The organism is Streptomyces xanthii, from assembly GCF_014621695.1.
GTDB classification, from domain to species: domain Bacteria; phylum Actinomycetota; class Actinomycetes; order Streptomycetales; family Streptomycetaceae; genus Streptomyces; species Streptomyces xanthii.
In genome coordinates, this window is sequence record NZ_CP061281.1 from 7,817,979 (window position 1) to 7,840,124 (window position 22,146).

The following is a 22,146-nucleotide window of genomic DNA, read 5'->3' on the forward strand; positions in this document are numbered from 1 at the left end:
CGGCCTCTTCCCCGGTGACGCAAGCGCGGAGGACGCCATGGGTGGCAATGGCGCCGACGGGTTCCCGGGCGGCTACGGGGCCGATCCCCGCGGCATGACCAAGTGGCGGGCGACGGCGTGCCACCCTGAAAGTCAGCGGAGGTGCAGCGTCGTCCTCGGCGTTGCACCCCGGCACTGGTGCCTTCCGAGCTGCTGGTCGCCGCTGCCTCTTGCACATGGCCTGGCGGGTGTCGTGTGGAATTCTGGCGTCCATGTCCGTCATCGCAACCACCGTGGTGCTGCTCATCGCCGCGCTCCACGTCTGCATCCTGGTCCTGGAGATGTTCCTGTGGACCGGTCCACAGGCCCGGGCCGCGTTCGGGACCAGTGCCGCCTTCGCGGCGGAAACGAAAGCGCTCGCCGCCAATCAGGGGCTGTACAACGGCTTCCTCGCCGCCGGTCTCGTGTGGGGCGCGGTGGTGTCCGACCCTGTGGGTTTCCAGGCGAAGGTGTTCTTCCTGGTGTGCGTCGCCGTGGCCGGTACGTACGGTGCCGCCACGGCCAGCCGGAAGATCCTCTTCGTGCAGACCGTTCCAGCGCTGATCGGTCTGGCACTGGTGCTGGCCGCCCACTGAGACAGGCACAGGCTGCGGCTTGCGGGCACGGAGGCAGGCCGCTGTGGTCGGAGGAACGCCCCCTGAAAATGAGGTGGATGGGGCTCATCGATGTGGACGACGCGGGGCTGGTCGTCCAGGTCCAGGTCCAGGCCGGTGACGGTCGCGGGCGCGCGGGGATGCGATCGCCGTGTACGTGCCGCTGGCCCACGGCACTCCTCGCATGCCAGGCCGAAGTACCTCCCGGGCAGCCCGAGATCGCCGCAGTTCCCGAACCCCGCGTCAACACCCCAACCGCTGCCGCGTGCTGGCACGGCTGATCGGCCACACAGCCCGGGCAGTGCCGCGCGCCTCCGAGCCAAAGAGCGTGTCACCGCCGCGTGCGGGCGACGGCAGCGGCGGGCGTGGGGCTGGTGGTCGCTTTTCGGGAAACCGGGTCGCTGCGAGCCGGCTCTGCGAGCCAGACTGCGTCGGTGGATACCCGTCGGCCTTGCCCCTGCTGCAACACCGGTTGTTGTGAACGGTCACGTAGCTCCGCGCGCCTGCGGTCACGTAATTTCCCGGGAGCGGGCCGAAGGGCCCTCCGGGTGGAGCGGGCGTCCTGGGGGCAGTGGAAACTGTTCGACGGTCTGAGCCGAACGAGACATGATCCGCTCGTGACGATGCAGAAGGCGTTCCTGGTCCGGGCTGCGGCCCGCAACAACGCCGAGTGGTGTGCGGCTGTGTGCCGGTCCCATGGCTTGGCCGGCGGGTTCGGGGCGGAGGCTTGGGCGGCTCCGGCTCGTACACCGTTGTACTACCCCGATGCGGTGACGCTGGTGCCGGGCGCGGACCCCGTTGGGTTGGTGTCCGGTATCGACACCGGCGCGCCCGGTGCCTCCGTCAAGGACAGCTTCGCTGACCTCGACCTGGTGGGGGCCGGCTTCCGGGTGCTGTTCGAGGCGGAGTGGATTCACCGTCCGGCGAGCGCCCCTGCCACCGAGTCGGATCTCACGTGGGATGTGGTGGGTGACCCGGACGCTCTGCGTGGTTGGGCGCTTGCCTGGGACGCCGGCGGCGGCAATGCGGATCTCTTCCGGCCTGGGCTCCTCGACGACCCGGCCACCTTCGTGCTCGCCGGGCGATCTGCTGACGGCCGGGTGGTCGTCGGCGCGGTGGCGAGCCGCAGCGACCAGGTGGTCGGAATCTCCAATGTCTTCGCGCTGGACGGCGGCCCTGACGCGGCCTGGCCGGTCGTACTGGACGCGGTGCACCGGCTGTTCCCTGCCCTGCCGGCGGTTGGCTACGCGCACGGCGACCACCTGACGGCCGCCGTCCGCCACGGTTTCGAGCCGCTCGCTCCGCTGCGCATTTGGCTGCGCGGCTAGGGCGTGTCTCTTTGATCGGTTGGTCAGTTGATCGGATGTGCCTGTCCGGTCAGTGATCACTGATGCGATGGGGGACCGGATCGAGCCGCTGATGCCGGCCGATCCGGCCCGTGGTCGGCGGTGGGCCGACCACCGACGAACCCTTGAAGCCATTGCGTGAAAGTACCGCACCTGCTCACCCTGGCGGGACCTGCCGGACGAGCTCGGCTCGTTCCAGACCGCTCACAAACGGCTGATCAGGTGGGCGGTGGACGGCACCTGGAAACGCATCCTCGCCGCGCTCCTGACAGCGGCCGAGGGTGCTGACGACATCGGCTGGACCGTGGCGGTGGACTCCACCGTCTGCCGGGCCCACCAGCACGCCGCTGGGGCCAGGAAAAAGGGGCTCCAGACCGGGCCGAGCCCGACGACCACGCGCTGGGGCGCTCGCGCGGCGGCCTGAGCACGAAGGTCCACCTAGCCAGTGGCGGCCATGCGCGACCTCTGGCCCTCCGCGTCACCGCGGGCCAGGCAGGTGACGCGCCGGCCTTCGAGGCCGTCATGGCCGGCATCCGTGTTCCGCGAATCGGGCCCGGAAGACCGAGGACCCGCCCCGATGCCGTCCTGGCGGACCGCGCGTATTCATCCCGCGCGATCAGAAACCACATTCGCCGACGCGGGATACGTGCCGTCATCCCTCAGCGCGCCGACCAGGCCGGTCACCACCTCCGCCGCGGCCGGGCCGGCGGCCGACCGCCCGCTTTCGACGCCGAGGCGTACAAGCAGCGCAACGCGGTCGAGCGGTGCATCAACCGCCTCAAGCAGTGGCGCGGCCCGGCCATGCGAACCGACAAGCTCGCCATCGCCTACCAGACCGCACTCCACCTCGCGAGCATCCTCATCCGGGCGCGGAGGTGATCAATGAGGCAGGACTCGGTTTCACCAGTCGATGTCTCCGCTGCGGCAGTTGCCGCCAGGTGCACCCCGTCGTGGCCACGAACAGGATCGCCGCCAGCACCTCGCGATCACCGTAGGGCCGTCGGCCACCGTCCTGCGGACGCACCGGCGCAGCCGGGACCACTCGCCGGAACAACTCCCACAATCCGTCCGGCACCAGACGCCCCACCATCGCCATCACAACCGCTACGAGGAGACCCTGCGCACCGTCCTGATCGTTCAGCCGGGCCCGCCGATCGGACCCGGCCTCCGCGCCGAGGGGTGCCTTCCGCCCGAGGGGGGAAGGCTCACAGGCCTGAGCCGCCGGTGGCGTCGATGACCTTGCCGGTGACCCAACGTGCGTCGTGGGAGGCGAGGAAGGCGACGATGTCGGCTACGTCTTCGGGTCTGCCGACACGGCCCAGAGCAGCCAGGGAGGCGGCGTGGGCTTCGGCTTCCGGGTTGCCTCGCAGCCAGCCCGCGTTCACGTCGGTGTCGATGATCCCGGCTGCGACCGAGTTTGCTGTGATGCCTCGGGCGCCCAGTTCCTTGGCGAGGTTGAGGGTGAAGTTGTCCAGGGCACTCTTGGTGGCGCCGTAGGCAATGGCCTCGGGCATGGCGAGGTGGGCTGCGCCGCTGGAGATGTTGATGATTCGGCCGCCGTCGCGCAGCCGCTGCAGTCCCTGCTGCACGATGAAGAACGGCGCTCGCACGTTCACGGCGAAGACCTCGTCGAAACCGTCCTCGGTCAGTGACGTCAGGCCGGCACTGAGTCCTATGCCGGCGTTGTTGACGATGATGTCGACGGCCGGTTCGGGTGTGTGATGGGGGATCTCAGCGTCGTAGGCAGCCCATAGAGCAGCGGCGTCGCCGCGGCGGCCCAGCGGCGCGTGGAGGGCGAGGGCCCGGCCGCCGTCCTTCCGGATCCGCTCCACGGTGTCGTGCGCCGCGCTCTCGTCGCGGACGTAGGTCAGCACGACGAGAGCGCCGTCCTGGGCGAGCCGCTGCGCGATGGCACGTCCGATGCCTCTGCTGCCTCCGGTGACGAGTGCGGTCTTTCCTTCAAGTCGCTGCATGACCATGGTGGTTGGCCGCCTTCCATTTGTTGAGTGATCGACCAAGAAAGAAGCTAGCACGTTTGTTGGTCGGTCGCTCTAGAATGTGCGCATGACCGAGACACCCAGGCGCGGCCGCCCACGCACCTTCGACCGCGCAGCCGCGCTGACGGCGGCCACGCGTCTGTTCTGGGAGCGGGGCTACGAAGGTGTTTCCATCGGCGAGTTGACCGAGGCGATGGGGATCCGCTCCGGGAGCCTGTATGCGGCCTTCGGCGACAAGAAGTCCCTGTTCGAGGAAGTGGTCGACGCCTACGGCAGGTCACCTGTCGGCGCCTTTGCGGGGCTTGCGCTCGAGGAGGAGCCCACCGCGTACGGGGCGTTCGCGCGTATCCTTCGCGAGGCCGCGGCCATCTACCCGGACCCCGTGCACCCAGCCGGCTGTCTGGCCATCAGCGCGGCGACCAACGTCACTCCGCACGATGCGGACGTGCGAGCGTTCCTGCGCGATCTGCGCAACAGGAACGTGGACGGGTTCGAGGTCCGGCTGCGGGACGCGCAGCAGGCGGGGGAGTTGTCGGCCGAGGCCAGCCCTCGGGCTCTGGCCGACTACTTCGCCACCGTCCTCCAGGGAATGTCGCAGCGGGCCCAGGACGGTGCCACTGCCACCCAACTGACGGAAGTCGCCGAACTGGCACTGACCGCCTGGCCGGCGGCGCCACGCTGACGACACCTCCAAGATGACGGTTCCGGCCCAGGCCATGGGACTCGCCTCGCACCAATTCAGGGCCTTCGACCTGGCAGGCTGGCCAAGGAACTGGTCCCGAACCCGGGCTGGGCGATCGTCTCCATGGTCGCGGTGGGCAAGGCGGCTGACGGCCTCTCAGAGGCCCGCGGTCGGCGTAGTGTCGCGCATTTGCGCTCTGCTCCGTGGGGGCCGGCACAGTAGGCGACGCTCGGAACGGGGTCGCGATGTCATCGCACCCGTTCACGTTCGATGGCCATGGACTCCGAACGAGGAGTCGGCCACTCGATCCGGTGCTGGCCGGCGAAGGTGCGACCGAAGTCTTCGACATGATCGCCCCCAGGCGGACGGCCCAGGGGCCGCGTCCACCGCCCGCGGCATGCCCTGCGACTGCATGCGGCGGACACCGGAACATCCTGGGTGTCCGGCCCTGGCGCTGCCGTGGTCACGACGGCGACGGCGGAACAGTTGGGCTTCTCCTGTGGCCGTACGCGTTGCGCGGATGCCGCCTTCAACTGGGCCGGGAACCGGGGGGCGGGGCTGCGCATTTTGACCGGCGCGTTGACGCCCTGACACTGTCCGTTTTCCGGGAGCTTCATCCTGTTTCCCTTTGTCTCGAGGGCGCTCGCCAGGACCGAGACCTGCGGATCATGACGATCGTCGAGGCCAGCCTCAGTGCGACCAGTGCAGCGCCGGCGCCGGCGGCGACACATGCGGCGATGAAGACGTCGGGGAACCAGATCCGGGCCTGGTCTGCCCCCAGGAGATTCGCGAGTATCGCCAGCAGTGTGCCGGGCACCGCTCCGGCCATCACCCACAAGGCGGTCGTCGCGAAGTCCCGGGCCTGAGAGGTGGGACGCGTGGGGCGGCGGATCAGCACCCGGGCTGAGTGTGCGGCGGTCAGGAGCATCAGTACCGCAAGCGCGGTGGTGCCCCAGATGGTCACGTCGTAGAGCCATGTGGAGGGCGGGCCTGCCGGAGCGTCTCCGCCGGCGAGGATGCGAGCCGCCCCGAAGCCGACATCCATGATGGTCTCGTCCTGGAGCAGACCGTGCAGGTTCTGCTGGAGGACGAGGGCTTGGTTCTGCTCGGGCAGCAGGAACAGCATCGCCGAGTAACCGGGGGAGGCTCCGGTGTGCCAGATGGCTCTGTCCAGCGGTGCCTTGAGGCCACCGACCCGCCAGCCGAATCCGTAGCCTGTGCCCTCGCCGGTGGGCCGTAGGGCACCTTCGGTGCGCATCAGGCGCACGGATTCCTCGCTGAGGATCCGCTCGCCGTTCGGCGCCTTGCCCGAGCGGAGTTGGAGCGCGGCGAACGCGGCCAGGTCGTGCAGGTCACCGCCGGTGTAGCCGTATGCCGCTCCGTGCCCGTCGTAGCCGTCGGCGATGGCGGCCGGCATTCCCCACATCACCTGATGTCCCGGAGGAAGGTGCTGCGCCCGGGCCGAGGAGCCATCGGCCACGGCTCCGTTCATGCCGGCCGGGCCGAGCACGCTGGTGCGCAGGTAGTCGGAGTACGGGCCTTGGGTGACAGCTTCGACCACTGCCGCGAGCAGTAGGTAGTTGGCGCTGGTGTAGGCGTATTTGGTGCCGGGTGCGCCGAGCGGTGCCACGTCGTTGAGGGCTGCTGCGCGTTCGGCTGGTGGCAGGCATTCGGGATCGTGGCAGTCGGTGACTTTGAAGGTGGCGGATGCCGGGATGCCTGAGGTGTGGGCGAGGAGATGACGCACGGTCACCTTGGACGCGTGTTCGTGGCCTCCGAAGCGGAAGTCCGGCAGGTGGTCGACGACGCGGTCGTCCAGTGCGAGCCTCCCCTTCTGGACCAGAGTCATGACGGCGGTCGCGGTGATCGGCTTGGCGACCGAGCCCCACAGGAACGGGGTGTCGGCAGTGACGGTGGCACCGTGCCCGTCGCGTCCCCAACTCCGTTCATGGACAGGGCCGTCGGGGCTGACCACGGCGTAGGACAGCCCGGGTGTGCCGGTGGCGTTCATGCGTTCTCGTATGAACGCGTCGAGCTCCGAGTAGACGGTCGGTGCCGCCGCGGCCGAGGCGAGCGGCGCAGGAAGTAACAGGGAGAGCAGCAACGCGAGGCTCAGCGCGGCGGCGCGGCGTAGTCGTTGACGGGTGGGCATGGAGGTCCTCCCCTGGAGCCGGACGGGACGGGGCAATGGAGGCGCACGCCGCCGCCCGGCTATAACCGTATGTGAATACGGTTATAGCCGTACGCTGGTACGGTTATCAAGTGCCAAGAGTCGCCGACCACACAATGCGCCGACGCCAGATCGCCGAAGCCGTCTGCGCGTTGATCTCCGAAAGCGGCCTGGACGCCGTCACCGTCGCCCGCACCGCCTCCCGCGCCGGGATGTCGGTGGGCCTGGTCCAGCACTACTTCCGGACCAAGGACGAGATGCTGCTGCACGCCTTCAAGGACGTCAGCGCCCACATCCGTGCGCGGGCCGACGAACACATCAGGGACGGCATCACACACCACAAGCCGATCGCTCAGGTACTCGCGGGCGCGCTGGCAGAGTTCCTGCCACTGGACGACACGCGCCGAGCGGAGTACCGGGTGGCCCGGGCGTTTGCCGGGCGGGCCCTGGATGCGCCCGCCCTCGCGGAGGTCGACGTCGAGACCTCGCGTGCCATGCGAGCGGAGATCGCTCAGGCGGTCCGCAACGGCAAGGAGTGCGGCGAGGTCGAGGCCGAGCTCGACCCGTGGCCGTCGGCGGTACGCCTGGCCGCGGTGACCGAGGGCCTCGCCATGCAGTTCTACCGGGACCCGGACGGAGTGGACGGAACACCTGCGGCGTCTCTCGCAGCGTCGGTCCTGGGCGCCGAACTCGCAGCCGTGTTCACCGGTGAATGCCGCCAGTACGCAGGGTGATCACGGAAAGCAGCCTGACGGCCCCTCCTACACGAAGCTCCGGCTCGAAGATCGCACTGGCGCGCAGCTCGCCCCACACCGTGCTGTTCTCACGGACTTCGGGAGCGTCCTGGAACTCCAACAGGAGGGTCTGTTCCAACTTCTGCTGGGCGTCCTGCGGCGCGAGGGCGTCACCTTCGACGGATGTGTACCGCTCGGCTCGCTCGCTAATGAATTCCAGGGTGTGGCGCAGAGTGCCGGCCCGGTCCTTGAAGTGGTAGTAGATCAGGGCAGTGGACACCTTGGCTTCGGTGGCCAGCTCGTCCATACGCAGCCCGCGGACTCCTCGCCGGGCTATGACTCGGGCGGCGCCCTCCAAGATGGCCCTTCGGCGGTCCCTCGCCACGTGATCTCCTCCTGGATGGTCTGAACCACAGTCTTGCATATTGACTGAATCTTTAGTTAGAGGAGCGGTGTGACCTGCGCCGGTACGAGAGGCGCCCGGTAGTGTTCGGGGCATGTCGTCTCGTAGCACTCGGATCCTTGAAGCCGCTGCCCGGGTGATTGCCCGGCGTGGCGTCCGTGGCCTACGTGTGGAGGAGTTGGCCGCGGAGGCGGGCGTGTCCACCGCGCTGATCTACTACCACTTCAAGGACCGTTCCGGGATTCTGCATCACACGCTGGAGTTCATCAGCGACCGTGCCGGGCGCTACACGACCGACCGGGATCCGGGCGCCGAACCGCTCAGTCCGCGCGAGGACCTGAACAAGACGCTCCTGCTGGAACTCCAGGACGCCACCGCAGTCAGAGAGAACAGCAGCGCCTGGGGGGAGTTGCGCGCCAGCGCCGTCTTCGATGAAGTTCTACGCGAAGACTTGAAGAGAGCCACCGTGATCTGGACCCAGGAGGTGGCGGCACTGCTGGGCCGGGTCCAGCCGAATGCGCCGGCGGCTGCGCTCTCTGCGGCCGCCGAAAGGCTTACCGCTCTCCTGGAAGGTCTCAGCATGCGCTGGCTCAGCGGCACCCTCCAGATTGGTTGGGCCCGAACGCTGATGAGCGAGGCCATCGATGCGGAGGTCGAACGGCTGGGCCGCTGACCGGTCATGTCGGTGCTGGAGCGTGGCAAGTCGATCTGAACTCCGAGGGCGCCGCCGAAGTGAGGTGTCTGTTCGAGCGTGGCATCGAAGGTGTCGCCCAGCTCGCGCACCTCGTCGTGCGAGGCCGCTCAGGCCGAGTCATTCCTTGAGGGTCTGCCGATGCCGATGCGTGCCCAGTGTGTCGTACGGCGCCCCGGAGGAGGCTCAGCGCCCCGCTCGTCCGATCCCTGCCACTGCTCGAACTCTTCGCTGTGTGGGGGACGCGCGGCATCGGCCGGCGACATGCTCCGCAACAGTCGGTCGGGCGGGTGGACGTCGACGCGGGCAGCGCTGGGCCCTCTGTACTTCCTGCGACCGCCCTGACCCTGCATCGTGCTGACTGAATTTTCAGAAGTGTGCCTTTCCTCTTGACTGAATTTTCAGTCGAGAGGAAGATGCTGTTCACACCGCGTACCCGTCCTGCGCTTCTTGCCAGGCCGAGCCGGCTCCCGCCGACGGGTACCTCTGGCGAAACGAAGAGAGATCCCGTGATGACTGCATTCCGTATGCCTGCCGAATGGTCCGAGCACGAGGGGTGCCTGATGGCCTGGCCCGTCCGTGAGGATCTCTGGGGCGGCGTGCTGGACGACGTCAAGGAGGAGTACGCGAACGTCGCCCGGGCCATCGCCGCGTTCGAACCGGTGACGATGGTTGCGCCGCCCGGCCACGGCGAAGAAGCTCGAGCGCGGTGCGGCCAGGACGTCACCGTCGTGGAGATCGCGCAGGACGACTCGTGGTTCCGCGACTCCGCGCCGCTGTTCGTGCTCGACGGTGACGGCAACCGCGCCGGGGTGGACTTCCGCTTCAACGCCTGGGGCCGCAAGCACCATCCGTACGACTCCGACGACCGGGTGAGTGCGCTGCTGCTGGAGCACCTCGGCGTCGAGCGCATCGCCTCCGACATGATCCTCGAGGGCGGGGCGATCACGGTCGACGGCGAGGGCACGCTGATCACCACGGAACAGTGCCTGCTCCACCCCAACCGGAACCCGGGACTGAACCGTGATGAGATCGAGGCCGAGCTGAAGTCGCGGCTCGGCATCGAGAAGGTTGTCTGGCTTCCGTACGGCGGTCTGCTGGACACGGAGACCGACGGGCACGTCGACGGCGTCTGCGCGTTCGCCGCTCCCGGCAAGGTCGTCGTCTCGCTGCCCGACGACCCCGACCACCCCGACTACGCTCGGATGCGCGCCAACCGCGCCGTCCTGGAGGCCACCACGGACGCCCGCGGCCGGTCGTTCGAGATCGTCGACGTCCCGCAGACGGCGTTCGTCGACATGGCCGAGGGCGAGGTTGAGGTGTCGTACCTGAACTACTACGTAGCCAACGGTGGGGTCGTCGTGCCGGTGGCCGGCGTTCCCCAGGACGAGGACGCCCTCGCGGTCATCGCCGCGGCGTACCCCGGCCGCAAGGTCGTCGGGGTGGAGGCGCCCGTGATCGCGTTCGGCGGCGGCGGGGTCCACTGCATCACCCAGCAGATCCCCACCGCACCGGCCACCGCCTGAACCGCGTACGGCCCGCTGCTCCCGGCGGACCGCCCTTGAGCGGTCCGCCGCCCCTCGCCCCCGGAATGAGAGCGCAAGGATGACCACACACCAAGCCCGCGTCAGGAGACGCCCACCCGGCAGACACGGACGGATGGCCGTCACCGCGGCTGCCGTGACCTGCCTCGCCGCCCTCGCCGCATGCTCCGGCCCGCCCAAGGACTCGGGCACCGGCAGCGCGTTCAAACTCTCGGCCTCCACACCGAAGGCCCGTGGCATGATCGACTCGTTCACCTGGGCCGTCTACGCGGAACCGCCCACCCTTGACTACACGGCGGCGTTCGACTATCCGCAGAACACGATCCTGTCGAACGTGTGCGAGAGCCTCATGCGCTGGTCGCCCGGGCTCCACATGGAGCCGGGCCTGGCGAGGAAGGCCTCGAATCCCGACCCCAAGAGGTGGGTCTACGACCTGCGCGCCGGTGTGCGGTTCCACGACGGCAGGACGATGACGGCCGACGACGTTGTCTACAGCCTCGGCCGTCAGATGGACCCGAAGAACGCCGCGGCTTGGGCACAGGTCTTCCAGAACGTCGCCTCGGTGCGCAAGACCGGACCGCTGCAGGTCACCGTCCAGCTCAAGAAGCCGGATTCCCAGTTCCCGCAGTACATGGCGACCGCCGCGGGCGTGGTGGCTTCCAAGGCCGGCGTCGAGTCGGCGGGCAAGAACTACGGCACTGCCGGCGGACTCGCCTGCAGCGGACCGTTCGAGCTCGGTGCCTGGAAGAAGGGCCAGTCCATCGAGCTCGACCGCTTCGACGGCTACTGGGGCAGGAAGGCCAAGGCGAAGAAAGCCGTGTTCCGGATCCTGACCGATCCCTCCGCACGCACCAACGCCCTGCTCAGTGGCGACGCCGACGGCGGCTACCTGATCCCCACCGAGAGCTACGGCCGCCTGCGCGAGAGCGGCGTCGGCTCCCTCTACTTCGGCGAGGGCCTCACCACGGTCAACGTCAACGTCACGAACATGCGGGGACCACTCGGCGACGTCCGCGTGCGCCGCGCCCTGTCACTGGCCGTGGACCGCTCCGGTTTCGTCAAGGCCGGCCTCGGCGGCGCGGGCACCGCGAGCAGCTCCATCACTCCCCGGGCCGTCTGGTCCGCCGCCTCCGAGAAGACCCGGAAGGCCGCGCTCGATGCGCTGCCGCAGACGAAGCAGAACATCGAGCAGGCCAAGAAGCTGATCGAGGAGGCCGGTGCCCGAGGCAAGACGCTGACCATGGCCACCAGCCCCATCGGCCAGGACGTCTCCCTCCTCGCCACCGCCGTCCAGGCCGCCGGCACCCAGATCGGCCTGAACATCCGCCTCAAGACCGTCGCCCCGAACGCCTTCACCGCCCTGTTCACCGACCCCGGCGCACGCGAGGGCATCGACCTGTTCCCGTACACCTCCTACTACAACATCAGCGACCCACTGGACCTGCTCGCCAACTTCAGGACGGGCGCCTACCTGAACTTCGCCGGCTACAGCGACAAGGGCTACGACAAACTCGTCGACAGCGCCACGGCCGTCTACCCGCGGGAACAGCGGATGGGCATCGAGGCGAAGCTCCAGAAGCAGGCCGCCGACCAGGTGCTCTGGATACCCGTCGCCGAGTGGCCCACGTCGGTCTTCCTCAACAAGAGGATCACCGGCGCCCCCACCACGATCTCGTACATGTACTACCCGTGGGCCGCCGATGTAGGGGCCGCGCAGTGAACTTCCTGAGATTCGCCGCGCGCCGCCTGGCCGAGATGGCGGCCACCCTCCTCGGAGCCTCGTTCGTGGTGTTCGGCGCCATGTACCTGGCGCCGGGCGACCCAGCCAGCTTCCTGCTCTCGGGCCGTTCGGCATCGCCTCAGGCACTCGCTGCGGTCAAGGCCCAGTACCACCTGGACGACCCGTTCTTCGTCCGGTATCTGAACTGGCTCGGCGACATCGTGCAGGGCGACTTCGGACGGTCGATCACCTACCGCACCGATGTCTCACGGCTACTGGCCGACCGACTCCCCACCACGCTGATGCTCGTTGTCATGGCACTGGTCGTCGTCGCGGTGATCGGCCTGGCCCTGGGGTGGATCGCCGCCGTACGTGGCGGTGGCATCGACTCCACCGTCCTCGTCGGCACGACGCTCGCCGTCGGGACCCCGTCCTTCGTCGCCGCGGTGCTGCTCCAGGGGCTGTTCGCAGTGAAGCTGGGATGGTTCCCGAGCAGTGGTGCCGGCGACGGCTTCGCCGACAGACTCTGGCACCTGACACTGCCCGCGATCGCCCTCGCGCTCTACCTGATCGGCATGCTCGCCCGCGTGACCCGCTCGACGATGCTCGAAGCACTCGACAGCGAGCATGTCACCGTCGCCCGCAGCCGGGGCGTACCCGAACGACAGGTCATCCGCCGGCACGTCTTCCGCAACTCCCTCGGGACGGTCCTCACCACCGGCGGACTGATCGTCTCCACGCTCCTGATCTGCACGATCCTCGTGGAGACCGCCTTCAGCATCGGAGGCGTCGGCCAGCTCCTGGAACTGTCCACGACCACCAAGGACTTCCCGACCGTCCAGGCCGTCTCCCTGATCATCGTCGCCATCTTCATGACCGTGAACCTCATCGTCGACCTGCTGCTGCCCTTGGTCGACCCGCGGATCGCCCTCGGGACGAGGAGTACCTCCGTATGACCGCCGTCCTCACCCGAAGGCCCGGACTCTCCAGACTCCGCACCGCCGGGTCCCCGCTGTACCTGGCCTGCCTGGTCCTGGTCGCCCTCGTCACCACGGCCGCGCTGTTCGCCACCTGGGTCGCACCCTACGACCCCAACGCGGTCGAACTCGGCAACGCGATGGCCGCACCTTCGGCGGATCACTGGCTCGGTGTCGACGCCGCCGGACGCGACACCCTCTCCCGGCTCCTGATCGGAGCGCGCACCTCGCTGCTGGGGCCGCTCGGGGTCGTGGTCTTCTCCACCCTCGCCGGCGTCGCGGTCGGCATGGCGGCCGGCTGGCGGGGCGGCTGGCTCGACTCCGTCCTTTCACGCAGCACCGAACTCGTCTTCGCCTTCCCCGGGATGCTCCTCGCGATCCTGATCATCTCGGTCTACGGAGAAGGCCTGCTCGCCCCCGTTGTCGCCCTCTCCATCGCCTACCTGCCCTACGTCAGCAGGCTCACCCGCTCCCTCGTCCTGGCCGAGCGCAAACGCCCCTACGTCAGCGCCTACCAGGTCCAGGGCCACTCGGCGCTCCAGATCTGCCTGCGGCACGTCCTGCCCAACATCGCTCCCGTCGTCCTCGCCCAGTCCACCATCAACTTCGGCTACGCCCTCATGGACCTCGCCGGCCTGTCCTTCCTCGGACTTGGCATCCCCGCGCTCACCCCCGACTGGGGCCGCATGGTTTTTGACGGACAGACCGCCATCCAGCACGGCTACCCGCTCTCCGCGGTCCTGCCCTGCGTCCTCATCGTGCTGACCGTCGTCGCGTTCAACGTGGTCGGAGAACGCTGGGCCGACCGCGTCGCCAGGAGGACCCCATGAACACGGTCCACACGACCGCACCCACGCCCGCACTCGACATCCAACGACTGCGGATCACCCTGCCCGGCACCGCCCGCCCGGTGCTCGACGGCATCGACCTCCACGTCGACGCCGGCGAAACCGTCGCCCTGGTCGGTGAGTCCGGGTCCGGGAAGACCCTCACCTCGCGCAGCGCCCTGAAGCTGCTGCCGCCCGGCGCCGACGTCCAAGGCGCCGTCCTCGTCGGCGGCCAGAACGTGCTCACCATGAACCCCGACCAGCTGCGCGCCCTGCGCACCGGCCAGGTCGCCATGATCTTCCAGGACCCCCGCGCCGCCCTCAACCCGCTGCGCCGCATCGGAGACTTCCTCACCGAGAGCGTGACCCTGACCAGGGTCATGCCCACGACCCGTGCGGACGCCACCGCCCGAGCCGTCGAACTGCTCCAGGCCGTCGGTCTGGACTCCTCCGCCCTGCGCAAGTACCCCAGTCAGGTGTCCGGCGGCATGCTGCAGCGCGTCATGATCGCCGCCGCGCTGATGGGGGACCCTGCCCTCCTCCTCGCCGACGAACCGACCACCGCACTCGACGTCACCACCCAGGCCGAGGTCATCGCCCTCCTGGCCGAACTCCGCGAACGCTTCGGCACCGGCCTGCTCTTCGTCACCCACGACCTCGACCTCGCCGCCGCCATCAGCGACCGCGTCTACGTCATGTACGCCGGACGCATCGCTGAGAGCGGGCCCGCCGAGGCCCTCTTCGCGCACCCCCGACACCCCTACACCGCGGCTCTGCTCGCCTCCACCCCCCGCCTGGAGGCCCCTGTCGGGCGCCTGGCAGCCATCGACGGCCAGCCTCCAGACCTGCGCCAGGAACTGCACGGCTGCCCGTTCGCCGCCCGCTGCCCCCTGGCCACCGAGATCTGCGACCGGCAGGCCCCAGAGCCGGTCCGGGCCCCGGATCTGCCGGACCACCAGGCCGCCTGCCACCACACCGACCGTCTCGAGGGGAGCCCCGTAGATGTCTGAGCACGTGCTGGAGACCGTCGGCCTCCACCGCGCCTACGGGAGCGTGCGCGCCGTCGACGACGTGTCCTTCACCCTCCCCGAGGGCGGATCCCTGGGCATCGTCGGCGAGTCCGGATCCGGTAAGACCACCACCGCCCGCATCGTCGTCGGCCTGGAGCAGGCCGATGCGGGCGAGGTCCGCGTACGCGGCCGGGCACGACGCAGGCACGGCCATGGCCGGGCCCAGCGCCTGGCCCGGGCCCGCGAGGTCCAGATGGTCTTCCAGGACCCCTACCTCTCCCTCGACCCCCGGACCAGCGTCGAGGACGTCCTGCGCGAGACCCTGAACCTGCATTTCCCCGGCACCGACCACGACCGGCGCATGCGCGAACTCCTCGACCAGGTCGGCCTGGGGACCCGCGCCGCCGACGCGCGACCGCGGCAGCTGTCCGGCGGCCAGCGCCAGCGCGTCGCCATCGCCCGCGCCCTCGCGGTCGAGCCGGCCGTCCTCGTCCTCGACGAGGCGGTCGCTGCGCTCGACGTTTCCGTGCAGGCACAGATTCTGAACCTGCTCGCCGACATCCGGGAGGAGACCCGGATCGGCTACCTGTTCATCACCCACGACCTCGGCGTCGTCAGGTGCGTCACCGACGAGGTCATCGTCATGCGCAAGGGCTGCGTCGTCGAGACGGGCCCCACGGCCGAGGTGCTGGCCGCACCGCAACATCCCTACACGCGGCTCCTTCTGGAGTCCGTTCCCCGCCCGGGCTGGGACCCCGAAGCGATCGCCGCCGCCCGCCGGGCCCTCTGACGGTCCGAGCGGCGCCCGGGCGCCACCAGTCCAATCGGGCCCCTGGTGGGGTGGGGGCACTCCGGCGTCTCCAGGCAGGGCGCGCTGCCACGCCCTGCTTCCGCCCCCTCGGCCGAACCGCTCGGATGCCAGGAGCCGGCTTCGTGCTGCTCCGTGATCACCGTATGCCAGAGCCAGTTGACAACACAGGAGGCAACCATGAACGACCCCACCACCGGCCGTCACGCACGCCGGATGCTGAACCGGCGCGCCTTTCTCGCGGCGGCCGGCGTGACGGCCGCCGGGGCCGCCATCGCGACGACCACCCAGGGCTGGGCCGGATCCACGAAGGCCGCCGGCACCTTCAGGGTGCCGGTTGAGGACGTCCGCCACACCCGCACCTGGATGGCCTGGCCCGACCGCACCGCGATCTGGGGCCGGGACCTGAGCGGCGTCCAGGCCAACATCGCCCTGATCGCCCGCACGATCGCGAAGTACGAGCCGGTCATCGTGTGTGCCAACCCCGCCAGCGCTGCCAAGGCCCGCTCGATGTGCGGTTCGACGGTCACCGTCATCGACTCCATCCCCGTCGACGACTGCTGGATGCGTGACACCGGGCCAGTGTTCCGCACCGACGGGGCCGGCGGCCTGGACGCCGTGGGCCTCAGCTTCAACGGCTGGGGCGACAAGCAGACCCACGCAAGGGACGCTCTCGTCGCGGAGCGGATCGCCGCTTACGCCAAGGTGCCGTTCACCCGGGCCGACTTCGTGGGCGAGGGCGGAGCCATCGAACAGGACGGCGCCGGCACCCTGATGGCCACCCGAAGCAGCCTGCTGAACAAGAACCGCAACCCCGGAGTGCCGGAGGGCGAACTCGAGAAGGCCATGTGTGACGCGTACGGCGCCTCCAAGGTCATCTGGTTCGACGGCGTCTACGGTCAGGACATCACCGACGACCACGTCGACGCCACGTCCCGTTTCCTCGCCCCCGGCAAGGCTCTCGTCCAGATGCCCAACACGGCGGACAACGACGCGTTCGCCAAGGACGCGCGTCAGCAGTATCAGATCCTGTCCACGTCCACTACGGCGGACGGCGGCGCGATGGCGGCGAACAAGCTCCAGGGCCCCGACTACAACAAGATCCGCTCCACCAACAAGAACTTCCTCGCCGCGTACGCCAACTACTACGTGTGCAACGGTGCCGTCATATCCGCCCACTTCGGGGACAAGGCAACCGACGAGGCGGCGAAGGCCACGCTGGCCCGTCTCTACCCAGACCGCGTCATCGAGCAGCTCAACATCGACAGCCTCGGCACGGGAGGCGGCGGCATTCACTGCGTCACCCAGCAGCAGCCCGCCGCCTGACAGCGGCCAGTGGTCGGCCGGCGTCAGGCGGCAACCGTCGTCGGCGCCGGTCGGACCACCTCTGTTCGACACCATCGCGGAAGGCGTGCAGTCAATGGACAGAACCGGGAACGGCGGGAGCGGGCTGAGGGCGGGTGCCCTGGGAACGTTCGACTCCGTGGTCATGGCGGTCGCCGGATGCGGGCCGGCGTACACCGTCGTCGCACTGATTCCAGCACTTGTCACAGCGGTCGGGTTGGCCGCTCCCGCCGCCCTGCTCTACGGCGCGATCCCCATCGTGGGCATCGCCCTCGCCTTCAGGCACCTGGGACGACTCGATGTCAATTCCGGCGCTTCCTACTCCTGGGTCGCGAGGAGTCTGCATCCGCTTCTCGGATTTCTCAGTGGGTGGGCTGTGGTCGCCGCGTCCACCCTCTTCATGACGGCATCGACGACACCCACGGGCAGGGCCACTCTGTCCCTCCTCGACGACGAACTGGCCAAGAACGATGTCCTGGCCACGGCGGTCGGACTCGGCTGGTTCCTGCTCATCGCGGCCCTTGCCGCATCTGGAGCCAAGGTTGCCGCTCGCGTTCGGGCCGTTGCCGTAGGGATCCAACTGGCACTGCTGCTCACCGTGGCCGTCACCGCCCTGACGCGGGATGCCCATGCCGCCTTCTCCCTCAGCTGGTTCGGCTTCGGGCACTTCGACGCGACCCACACGTTCACCGCGGGTGCCTTGGTCGTGGGTGGGCTGTACTGGGGATGGGACGTGACGGCCAACCTCAGCGAGGAGACCCGCGGTGGCCGGCGCGCATCCGGACTCGGCGGATTGATCGGCCTTCTGGTCGTCGCCATGACGCTCCTTGCGCTCACTGTCAGCGCGGTCATGATTCTTGGGCCGGACGCAGTCACATCGCAAGACGGTGGCTTCCTCTCCCAGCTCGGTGATGCGGCGTGGCCCGGAGTGGGAGGCACGCTCCTCGTTCTCGCTGTGCCGCTCTCGATGGTCGCCACGCTGGAGACCACGCTCCTCCAAGCCACCCGCACGCTGTTCGCCATGGGCCGCGACCGTACGTTGCCCCCGTTCCTCGGCCGGATCCATCGCCGGCGGCAGACTCCCGTGGCCGCGACACTGGCAGTCGGCTCGGTTGTTGTGGCGGCTCTGATCTGCGCCGTCGTCGCCGATGGCGGAATGGCCGTCCTGGAGGACACTCTGATGGGGATCGGCCTGCTGGTGGCGTTCTACTACGCACTGGCGGCGCTCGCGGTCGTCGTCGCCTACCGAAGCCTCCTCTTCGCGTCCATCGGCAATCTCATCTGTCTTGGTCTCCTGCCTCTCGCAGGCGCGGCCTTCAACATCTGGATCTTCACGGCATCGATTCCGACACTGACCGCCGTGCAACTGGGCATCGGCCTCGGTTCGCTGGCTATGGGCCTGGTCCCGGTGACCGTCGCGCGACTCCAGGGAGGGCGCTCGTACTTCAGCCCTCAGCGGCTCGATGCGATGGTCGTGGCCCGTGAGGACGCGCAGGCCCCAGATGTGCAGGTGGTGAACGGCGCCGGCCGAGGCGAAGGCATCCTGTCCGACTTCTGAGCCATGCCCACTGGAAACCGCATGAAGGAGCGCCAGCAGGTCCGCCTGGTTGCGCCACAGCGACACAGCACCCGTCCACGATCCGACATTCGGCCACAGAGCCCTCGCTGAGGCCTGTCAGGACATGTTCCTGGGCCGCTGGTGAGGGGCTCGCGATCTGCTGGCACGAGGACACGGCGGCTGGGACAGACGTGCTCAGGAACCCTGACAAGCGCTGAGGTAGGCGCCAGTGAGCGTCGGCCCAACGGCCGGCTCGCACGCTCATCACTGTCGACGTTCAGCGAAAAGCCGCCCTGGTCGTCGACGAGACCGGCGCGTCCGTCTCGTCCGGGCCAGATACGCAGCCGTCGACCGGGAGATTCCCGCACGCGAGCGGCAGCACCGGGATCTGGACCCTGGTGAGCGCGACTATGCGGTCCGGGGCGCGCAGCCACCCTTGCGAGGCCGTGGAGTGCTCAACCCGCACCGAGTCCTGCTCGTCCGGCAGCTTCCCGCCAGGCTGTGACCACGCTCGGCCTGCTCACCGGGGTTCCGCTCTATGGGCTCCGGCGATGTTGCTGGTGCCTTCTCTTGATGTGCCGGCGATGCTACGGGTCCCCGGACCGCCACGCTGTCTTCCCCCTGGCGGTGCTCGCCACCAGGAGGCGGCGGGCAGCCTCACCGGCCGCGGTTCTCGCTCGGTTTGTCGCCTGAGGAGGCGTTTCGTGAGCGTGTGAGCAGTTCTGTCGCTGCCCTGATGCCGCTGAAATTTCCGTCAGCACTTCTGTCCAATGCATTGACTGAAATTTCCGTCAATCTCTAAGGTGAGCGCACCTGATCGGCGTTGCGGGGTCGAGGCGCTGCTCGGATCGATGGATCGCACCCATGAACAGGAGCCGATATGGCGTCAGTTGCCTCGAATGATTCAGTGCCGCTCGCGGGGATCGAGCAGCACTCGATCGACTGGGTGCCCCTCGCGGAACGGCACGGCAAACCCTCGAACGTCGGGGCCATCTGGTTCGTCGGCAGTCTGAACCTCACCGGTCTTGCGACGGGAGTGGTGACCCTCTCGATGGGGGCCTCGCTCGTCTGGACGGTGATCGCCACCGTCCTCGGCTCGCTTTTCGGCACGTTCTTCATGGCATTCCACTCGGCGCAGGGCCCCCAGCTTGGCCTGCCTCAACTGGTTCAGTCCCGCCCGCAGTTCGGCTATCTCGGCGCCGCAGTTACCGTCTGGGTGTTCGCCCTGGTCAACTACGTGGGCTTCAACACCTCCGACGCTCTGCTCTCCGGCCAGGCCATGAACCTGCTCACCGGGATGCCGAACTGGCTCGGCTATGTGCTGGCCGCCATGGTGGCGACGGTGATCGCCCTGTTCGGATATGACTGGATTCACCGCTTGAACAGGTGGCTCACCTGGCCCTTCGTCGTGGTCACTGCGGCCATCACTGTGGCCGCGCTGTTCGGTGGAGGGCTCCCTGACGGCGTCTGGGACGCAGGTCCGCTCGACCTCGCCCCGTTCATGCTCGTGTTCGTCTTCGTCGCCGGCTTCCAGTTGGGCTGGGCACCGTACGTCTCGGACTACTCGCGCTACCTCAGACCCGACGTGCCCGTGCGCTCGACCTTCTGGTGGACCTATCTGCCCAGCGCGATCTCAGGGATCTGGGTGTTCGTTCTCGGCGCCGTGGTCTCGGCGAGTGCCCCCAAAGGCACTGACCCCGTCACCGCGCTGAAGCTGTCGGCCGACCGATTGTTCAGCGGGTTCGGCACGATCGCCGTCGTCGTCCTGCTGGTCGGGCTGCTCTCCATCATGGCGATCAACCAGTACGGCGGCAGCCTCACCATGATCTCCATCGTGGACTCGTTCCGGCCCGTCAAGCCGACACGGAACATCAGGGTCGTGACGATCGGCATCATGCTGGTGTCCGTCGGCACGGTCTCCACGATTGTCGGCATCGACCAGTTCAACTGGTTCTACGCCCACGTGGTCGTGGTGCTGACGTACCTGTTCATCCCGTGGACCGCCATCAACCTGGTCGACTTCTTCTTCGTCCGGCGCGGCCAGTACGTCGTCAAGGAGATCTTCAACCCGCAGGGCATCTACGGCCGTTGGGGCTGGCGGGGAAATCTCGCCTACGTGATCGGTCTCATCTGCATGGCTCCGTTCATGGTCATCACCGACGTCTTCGTCGGGCCGGTCGCGGATGCGCTCGGCGGGGTCGACTGCTCGATCTTCGTGGGACTGCCGGTGGCCGGCGGCCTCTACTGGCTCTTCGCACGAAGCCTCGATCTCGCCACCGAGCGGCGGATGGTCCGAGAGGAGGGGCTGCTGGCACCACTCCACTGAGCCACCCGCGCCTGCACGAACCGAATCTTCGTGAGAAGGAGCACCACGTGAGCACAGAGCACAGGAGCGACAAACCCGGAGTCAGCCGACGGACCCTCCTTGCCCGAACCGGAGCTGTCGCTGCCGCGCTGGCGACGGGGCCGGTCCTCGGCGGCATCCAGCCGGCCCAGGCCGCGGGGGCCTGGCGGGTGCCGGGGGAGGAGGCACCGCACAAGCGGACCTGGATGGCCTGGCCGTCCAGCACCACGATCTGGGGCAATCTGCTGTCCAAGATCCAGGCCGACATAGCCAAGCTCGCCAGGGAGATCGCCAAGTACGAGCCGGTCGTCATGTGCGCCGACGGTTCGTCGGCCGCCTCCCAGGCAAGGAGCATGTGTGGCTCGACGGTGACGGTGATCAGCTCGGTGCCCGTCTCGGACTGCTGGATGCGGGACACCGGCCCGCTGTTCCGCGTGGACGGGGCCGGCGGTCTGGATGCCTTCGGCCTGAACTTCAACGCCTGGGGCGAGAACGCCACGAGCTTCTACGGCATCCCGGCCTCCGCCTACAACAAGGACCGCGTACTCGCGGGGAAGCTCGCGACCTATGACGGCGTGCCGTTCGCGAAGGCGGCGGTGGTCGGCGAAGGCGGTGGCATCGAGTACGACGGTGACGGCACCCTGATGGCGACCGAGAGCTGCTGGGTGAACGACAATCGCAATCCCGGTAAATCCCGCGCCCAGATCGAGGCGGAGCTGCTCTCCCGTTTCGGCGCGTCGAAGATGATCTGGCTGCCAGGCGTCACCGGGTACGACGTGACCGACGGCCACATCGACGGCACCGCCCGCTACATCGGCCCCGGTGTGGTGATGGTGCAACTGGCCGGAGCCGTACGCCCGGACGTCTGGACCCGCAACGCCCAGGCCATCCACGACGTATTGGTGAACGCGACCGACGCCCGAGGACGCCGGCTCCAGGTCCTCACCATCGAAGGGCCCGACACCCTGCCCCGCATCCCGGCGGGCCAGCAGAAGGACTTCCTCAGCTCCTACATGAACTACACGGTGACCAACCAGGCAGTGATCACCACACAGTTCGGCGACACCGCCAAGGACGCGGCGGCCAAGACGGCGATCGCGGCCGCATACGGCAGACCCGTCGTCCAGCTCAACCTCGACAATCTCTATGGCAACGGCGGCGGTGGCGCGCACTGCGTCACGATGCAGGAGCCGAACGTCTGAGCGGACAGCGAGAAGGGCCCGGGTCCCGTCTGTGGGGCCCGGGCCTCGTGGCGGATACTGCCCCGGCTTTCCGTAGGGCAGGGAACCGGCGGCCGAGCGGCTGGCCGGCGAGCTGCGGCGTCGGGTGTTGTAGGCCGAGAGGGGGCGTAAGTTGCTC

Annotated in this window: 17 protein-coding genes and 3 pseudogenes; 16 read left to right on the top strand and 4 right to left on the bottom strand. The window is 68.5% G+C overall.

What is annotated here, in order from left to right:
- Positions 1-251: 251 nt before the first annotated feature.
- The 3 genes and pseudogenes from IAG42_RS35630 (at position 252) to IAG42_RS35640 (ending at position 2,857) form a co-directional block, all read left to right on the top strand.
- On the top strand, positions 252-614 hold the full coding sequence (locus IAG42_RS35630; protein WP_188341061.1) for a DUF1304 domain-containing protein: 363 nt from the start codon (positions 252-254) through the stop codon (positions 612-614).
- Between the two features lie 641 nt (positions 615-1,255).
- On the top strand, positions 1,256-1,960 hold the full coding sequence (locus IAG42_RS35635) for a hypothetical protein (protein WP_188341791.1): 705 nt from the start codon (positions 1,256-1,258) through the stop codon (positions 1,958-1,960).
- A 37-nt stretch (positions 1,961-1,997) separates the two neighbouring features.
- Positions 1,998-2,857: pseudogene (locus IAG42_RS35640) on the top strand (IS5 family transposase).
- Positions 2,858-2,900: 43 nt separating this feature from the next.
- Here the strand turns inward: IAG42_RS35640 and IAG42_RS35645 are convergent.
- Both IAG42_RS35645 and IAG42_RS35650 read right to left on the bottom strand, forming a co-directional pair.
- Positions 2,901-3,074, bottom strand: a pseudogene (locus IAG42_RS35645) (transposase); the annotation flags it as partial.
- Between the two features lie 109 nt (positions 3,075-3,183).
- Positions 3,184-3,957: an SDR family NAD(P)-dependent oxidoreductase gene (locus IAG42_RS35650; RefSeq protein ID WP_188341062.1), complete on the bottom strand. Its 774-nt coding sequence runs from the start codon at positions 3,955-3,957 to the stop codon at positions 3,184-3,186.
- 85 nt (positions 3,958-4,042) lie between these two features.
- On the opposite strand from IAG42_RS35650, the gene IAG42_RS35655 reads away from it, so the two are divergent.
- Positions 4,043-4,657: a TetR/AcrR family transcriptional regulator gene (locus IAG42_RS35655; RefSeq protein ID WP_188341063.1), complete on the top strand. Its 615-nt coding sequence runs from the start codon at positions 4,043-4,045 to the stop codon at positions 4,655-4,657.
- 613 nt (positions 4,658-5,270) lie between these two features.
- On the opposite strand, the gene IAG42_RS35660 is transcribed toward IAG42_RS35655, so the two are convergent.
- Positions 5,271-6,809 (bottom strand): serine hydrolase domain-containing protein, encoded by a 1,539-nt coding sequence (locus IAG42_RS35660; protein ID WP_188341064.1) that lies wholly within the window; start codon positions 6,807-6,809, stop codon positions 5,271-5,273.
- Positions 6,810-6,919: 110 nt separating this feature from the next.
- On the opposite strand from IAG42_RS35660, the gene IAG42_RS35665 reads away from it, so the two are divergent.
- Positions 6,920-7,561 (top strand): TetR/AcrR family transcriptional regulator, encoded by a 642-nt coding sequence (locus IAG42_RS35665; RefSeq protein ID WP_188341065.1) that lies wholly within the window; start codon positions 6,920-6,922, stop codon positions 7,559-7,561.
- Positions 7,562-7,592: 31 nt separating this feature from the next.
- On the opposite strand, the pseudogene IAG42_RS35670 reads toward IAG42_RS35665, so the two are convergent.
- Positions 7,593-7,985, bottom strand: a pseudogene (locus tag IAG42_RS35670) (TetR/AcrR family transcriptional regulator); the annotation flags it as partial.
- 73 nt (positions 7,986-8,058) lie between these two features.
- Here IAG42_RS35670 and IAG42_RS35675 point away from each other — a divergent pair.
- The 11 genes from IAG42_RS35675 to IAG42_RS35725 all read left to right on the top strand — a co-directional run bounded on the left by IAG42_RS35675 (position 8,059) and on the right by IAG42_RS35725 (position 21,989).
- Positions 8,059-8,637 (top strand): TetR/AcrR family transcriptional regulator, encoded by a 579-nt coding sequence (locus IAG42_RS35675; RefSeq protein ID WP_188341067.1) that lies wholly within the window; start codon positions 8,059-8,061, stop codon positions 8,635-8,637.
- 545 nt (positions 8,638-9,182) lie between these two features.
- A complete protein-coding gene (locus tag IAG42_RS35680) occupies positions 9,183-10,181 on the top strand; it encodes an agmatine deiminase family protein (RefSeq protein WP_223206336.1) in 999 nt (332 codons plus the stop codon).
- A gap of 133 nt (positions 10,182-10,314) precedes the next feature.
- Entirely contained in the window at positions 10,315-11,919 is a 1,605-nt protein-coding gene (locus IAG42_RS35685; RefSeq protein WP_223206337.1) for an ABC transporter substrate-binding protein, read from the top strand.
- A complete protein-coding gene (locus IAG42_RS35690) occupies positions 11,916-12,875 on the top strand; it encodes an ABC transporter permease (protein ID WP_188341070.1) in 960 nt (319 codons plus the stop codon). The genes IAG42_RS35685 and IAG42_RS35690 overlap by 4 nt, the downstream gene beginning before the upstream one ends.
- Complete coding sequence (locus IAG42_RS35695) at positions 12,872-13,726, top strand: ABC transporter permease (RefSeq protein ID WP_188341071.1); 855 nt, start codon at positions 12,872-12,874, stop codon at positions 13,724-13,726. Before IAG42_RS35690 ends, IAG42_RS35695 begins: the two co-directional genes overlap by 4 nt.
- Positions 13,723-14,733 (top strand): ABC transporter ATP-binding protein, encoded by a 1,011-nt coding sequence (locus IAG42_RS35700; RefSeq protein ID WP_188341072.1) that lies wholly within the window; start codon positions 13,723-13,725, stop codon positions 14,731-14,733. The genes IAG42_RS35695 and IAG42_RS35700 overlap by 4 nt, the downstream gene beginning before the upstream one ends.
- Entirely contained in the window at positions 14,726-15,523 is a 798-nt protein-coding gene (locus tag IAG42_RS35705) for an ABC transporter ATP-binding protein (protein ID WP_188341073.1), read from the top strand. The genes IAG42_RS35700 and IAG42_RS35705 overlap by 8 nt, the downstream gene beginning before the upstream one ends.
- Before the next feature lie 198 nt (positions 15,524-15,721).
- Positions 15,722-16,867, top strand: a complete 1,146-nt coding sequence (locus IAG42_RS35710; RefSeq protein ID WP_188341074.1) for an agmatine deiminase family protein — start codon at positions 15,722-15,724, stop codon at positions 16,865-16,867.
- A 94-nt stretch (positions 16,868-16,961) separates the two neighbouring features.
- A complete protein-coding gene (locus IAG42_RS35715; protein WP_394811269.1) occupies positions 16,962-18,443 on the top strand; it encodes an APC family permease in 1,482 nt (493 codons plus the stop codon).
- Positions 18,444-19,323: 880 nt separating this feature from the next.
- Positions 19,324-20,769: a purine-cytosine permease family protein gene (locus IAG42_RS35720; RefSeq protein ID WP_188341076.1), complete on the top strand. Its 1,446-nt coding sequence runs from the start codon at positions 19,324-19,326 to the stop codon at positions 20,767-20,769.
- Positions 20,770-20,816: 47 nt separating this feature from the next.
- The gene (locus tag IAG42_RS35725; protein WP_188341077.1) at positions 20,817-21,989 is read left to right on the top strand and encodes an agmatine deiminase family protein; all 1,173 of its coding nucleotides are present in this window, start codon (positions 20,817-20,819) and stop codon (positions 21,987-21,989) included.
- The last annotated feature ends 157 nt before the right edge of the window (positions 21,990-22,146 follow it).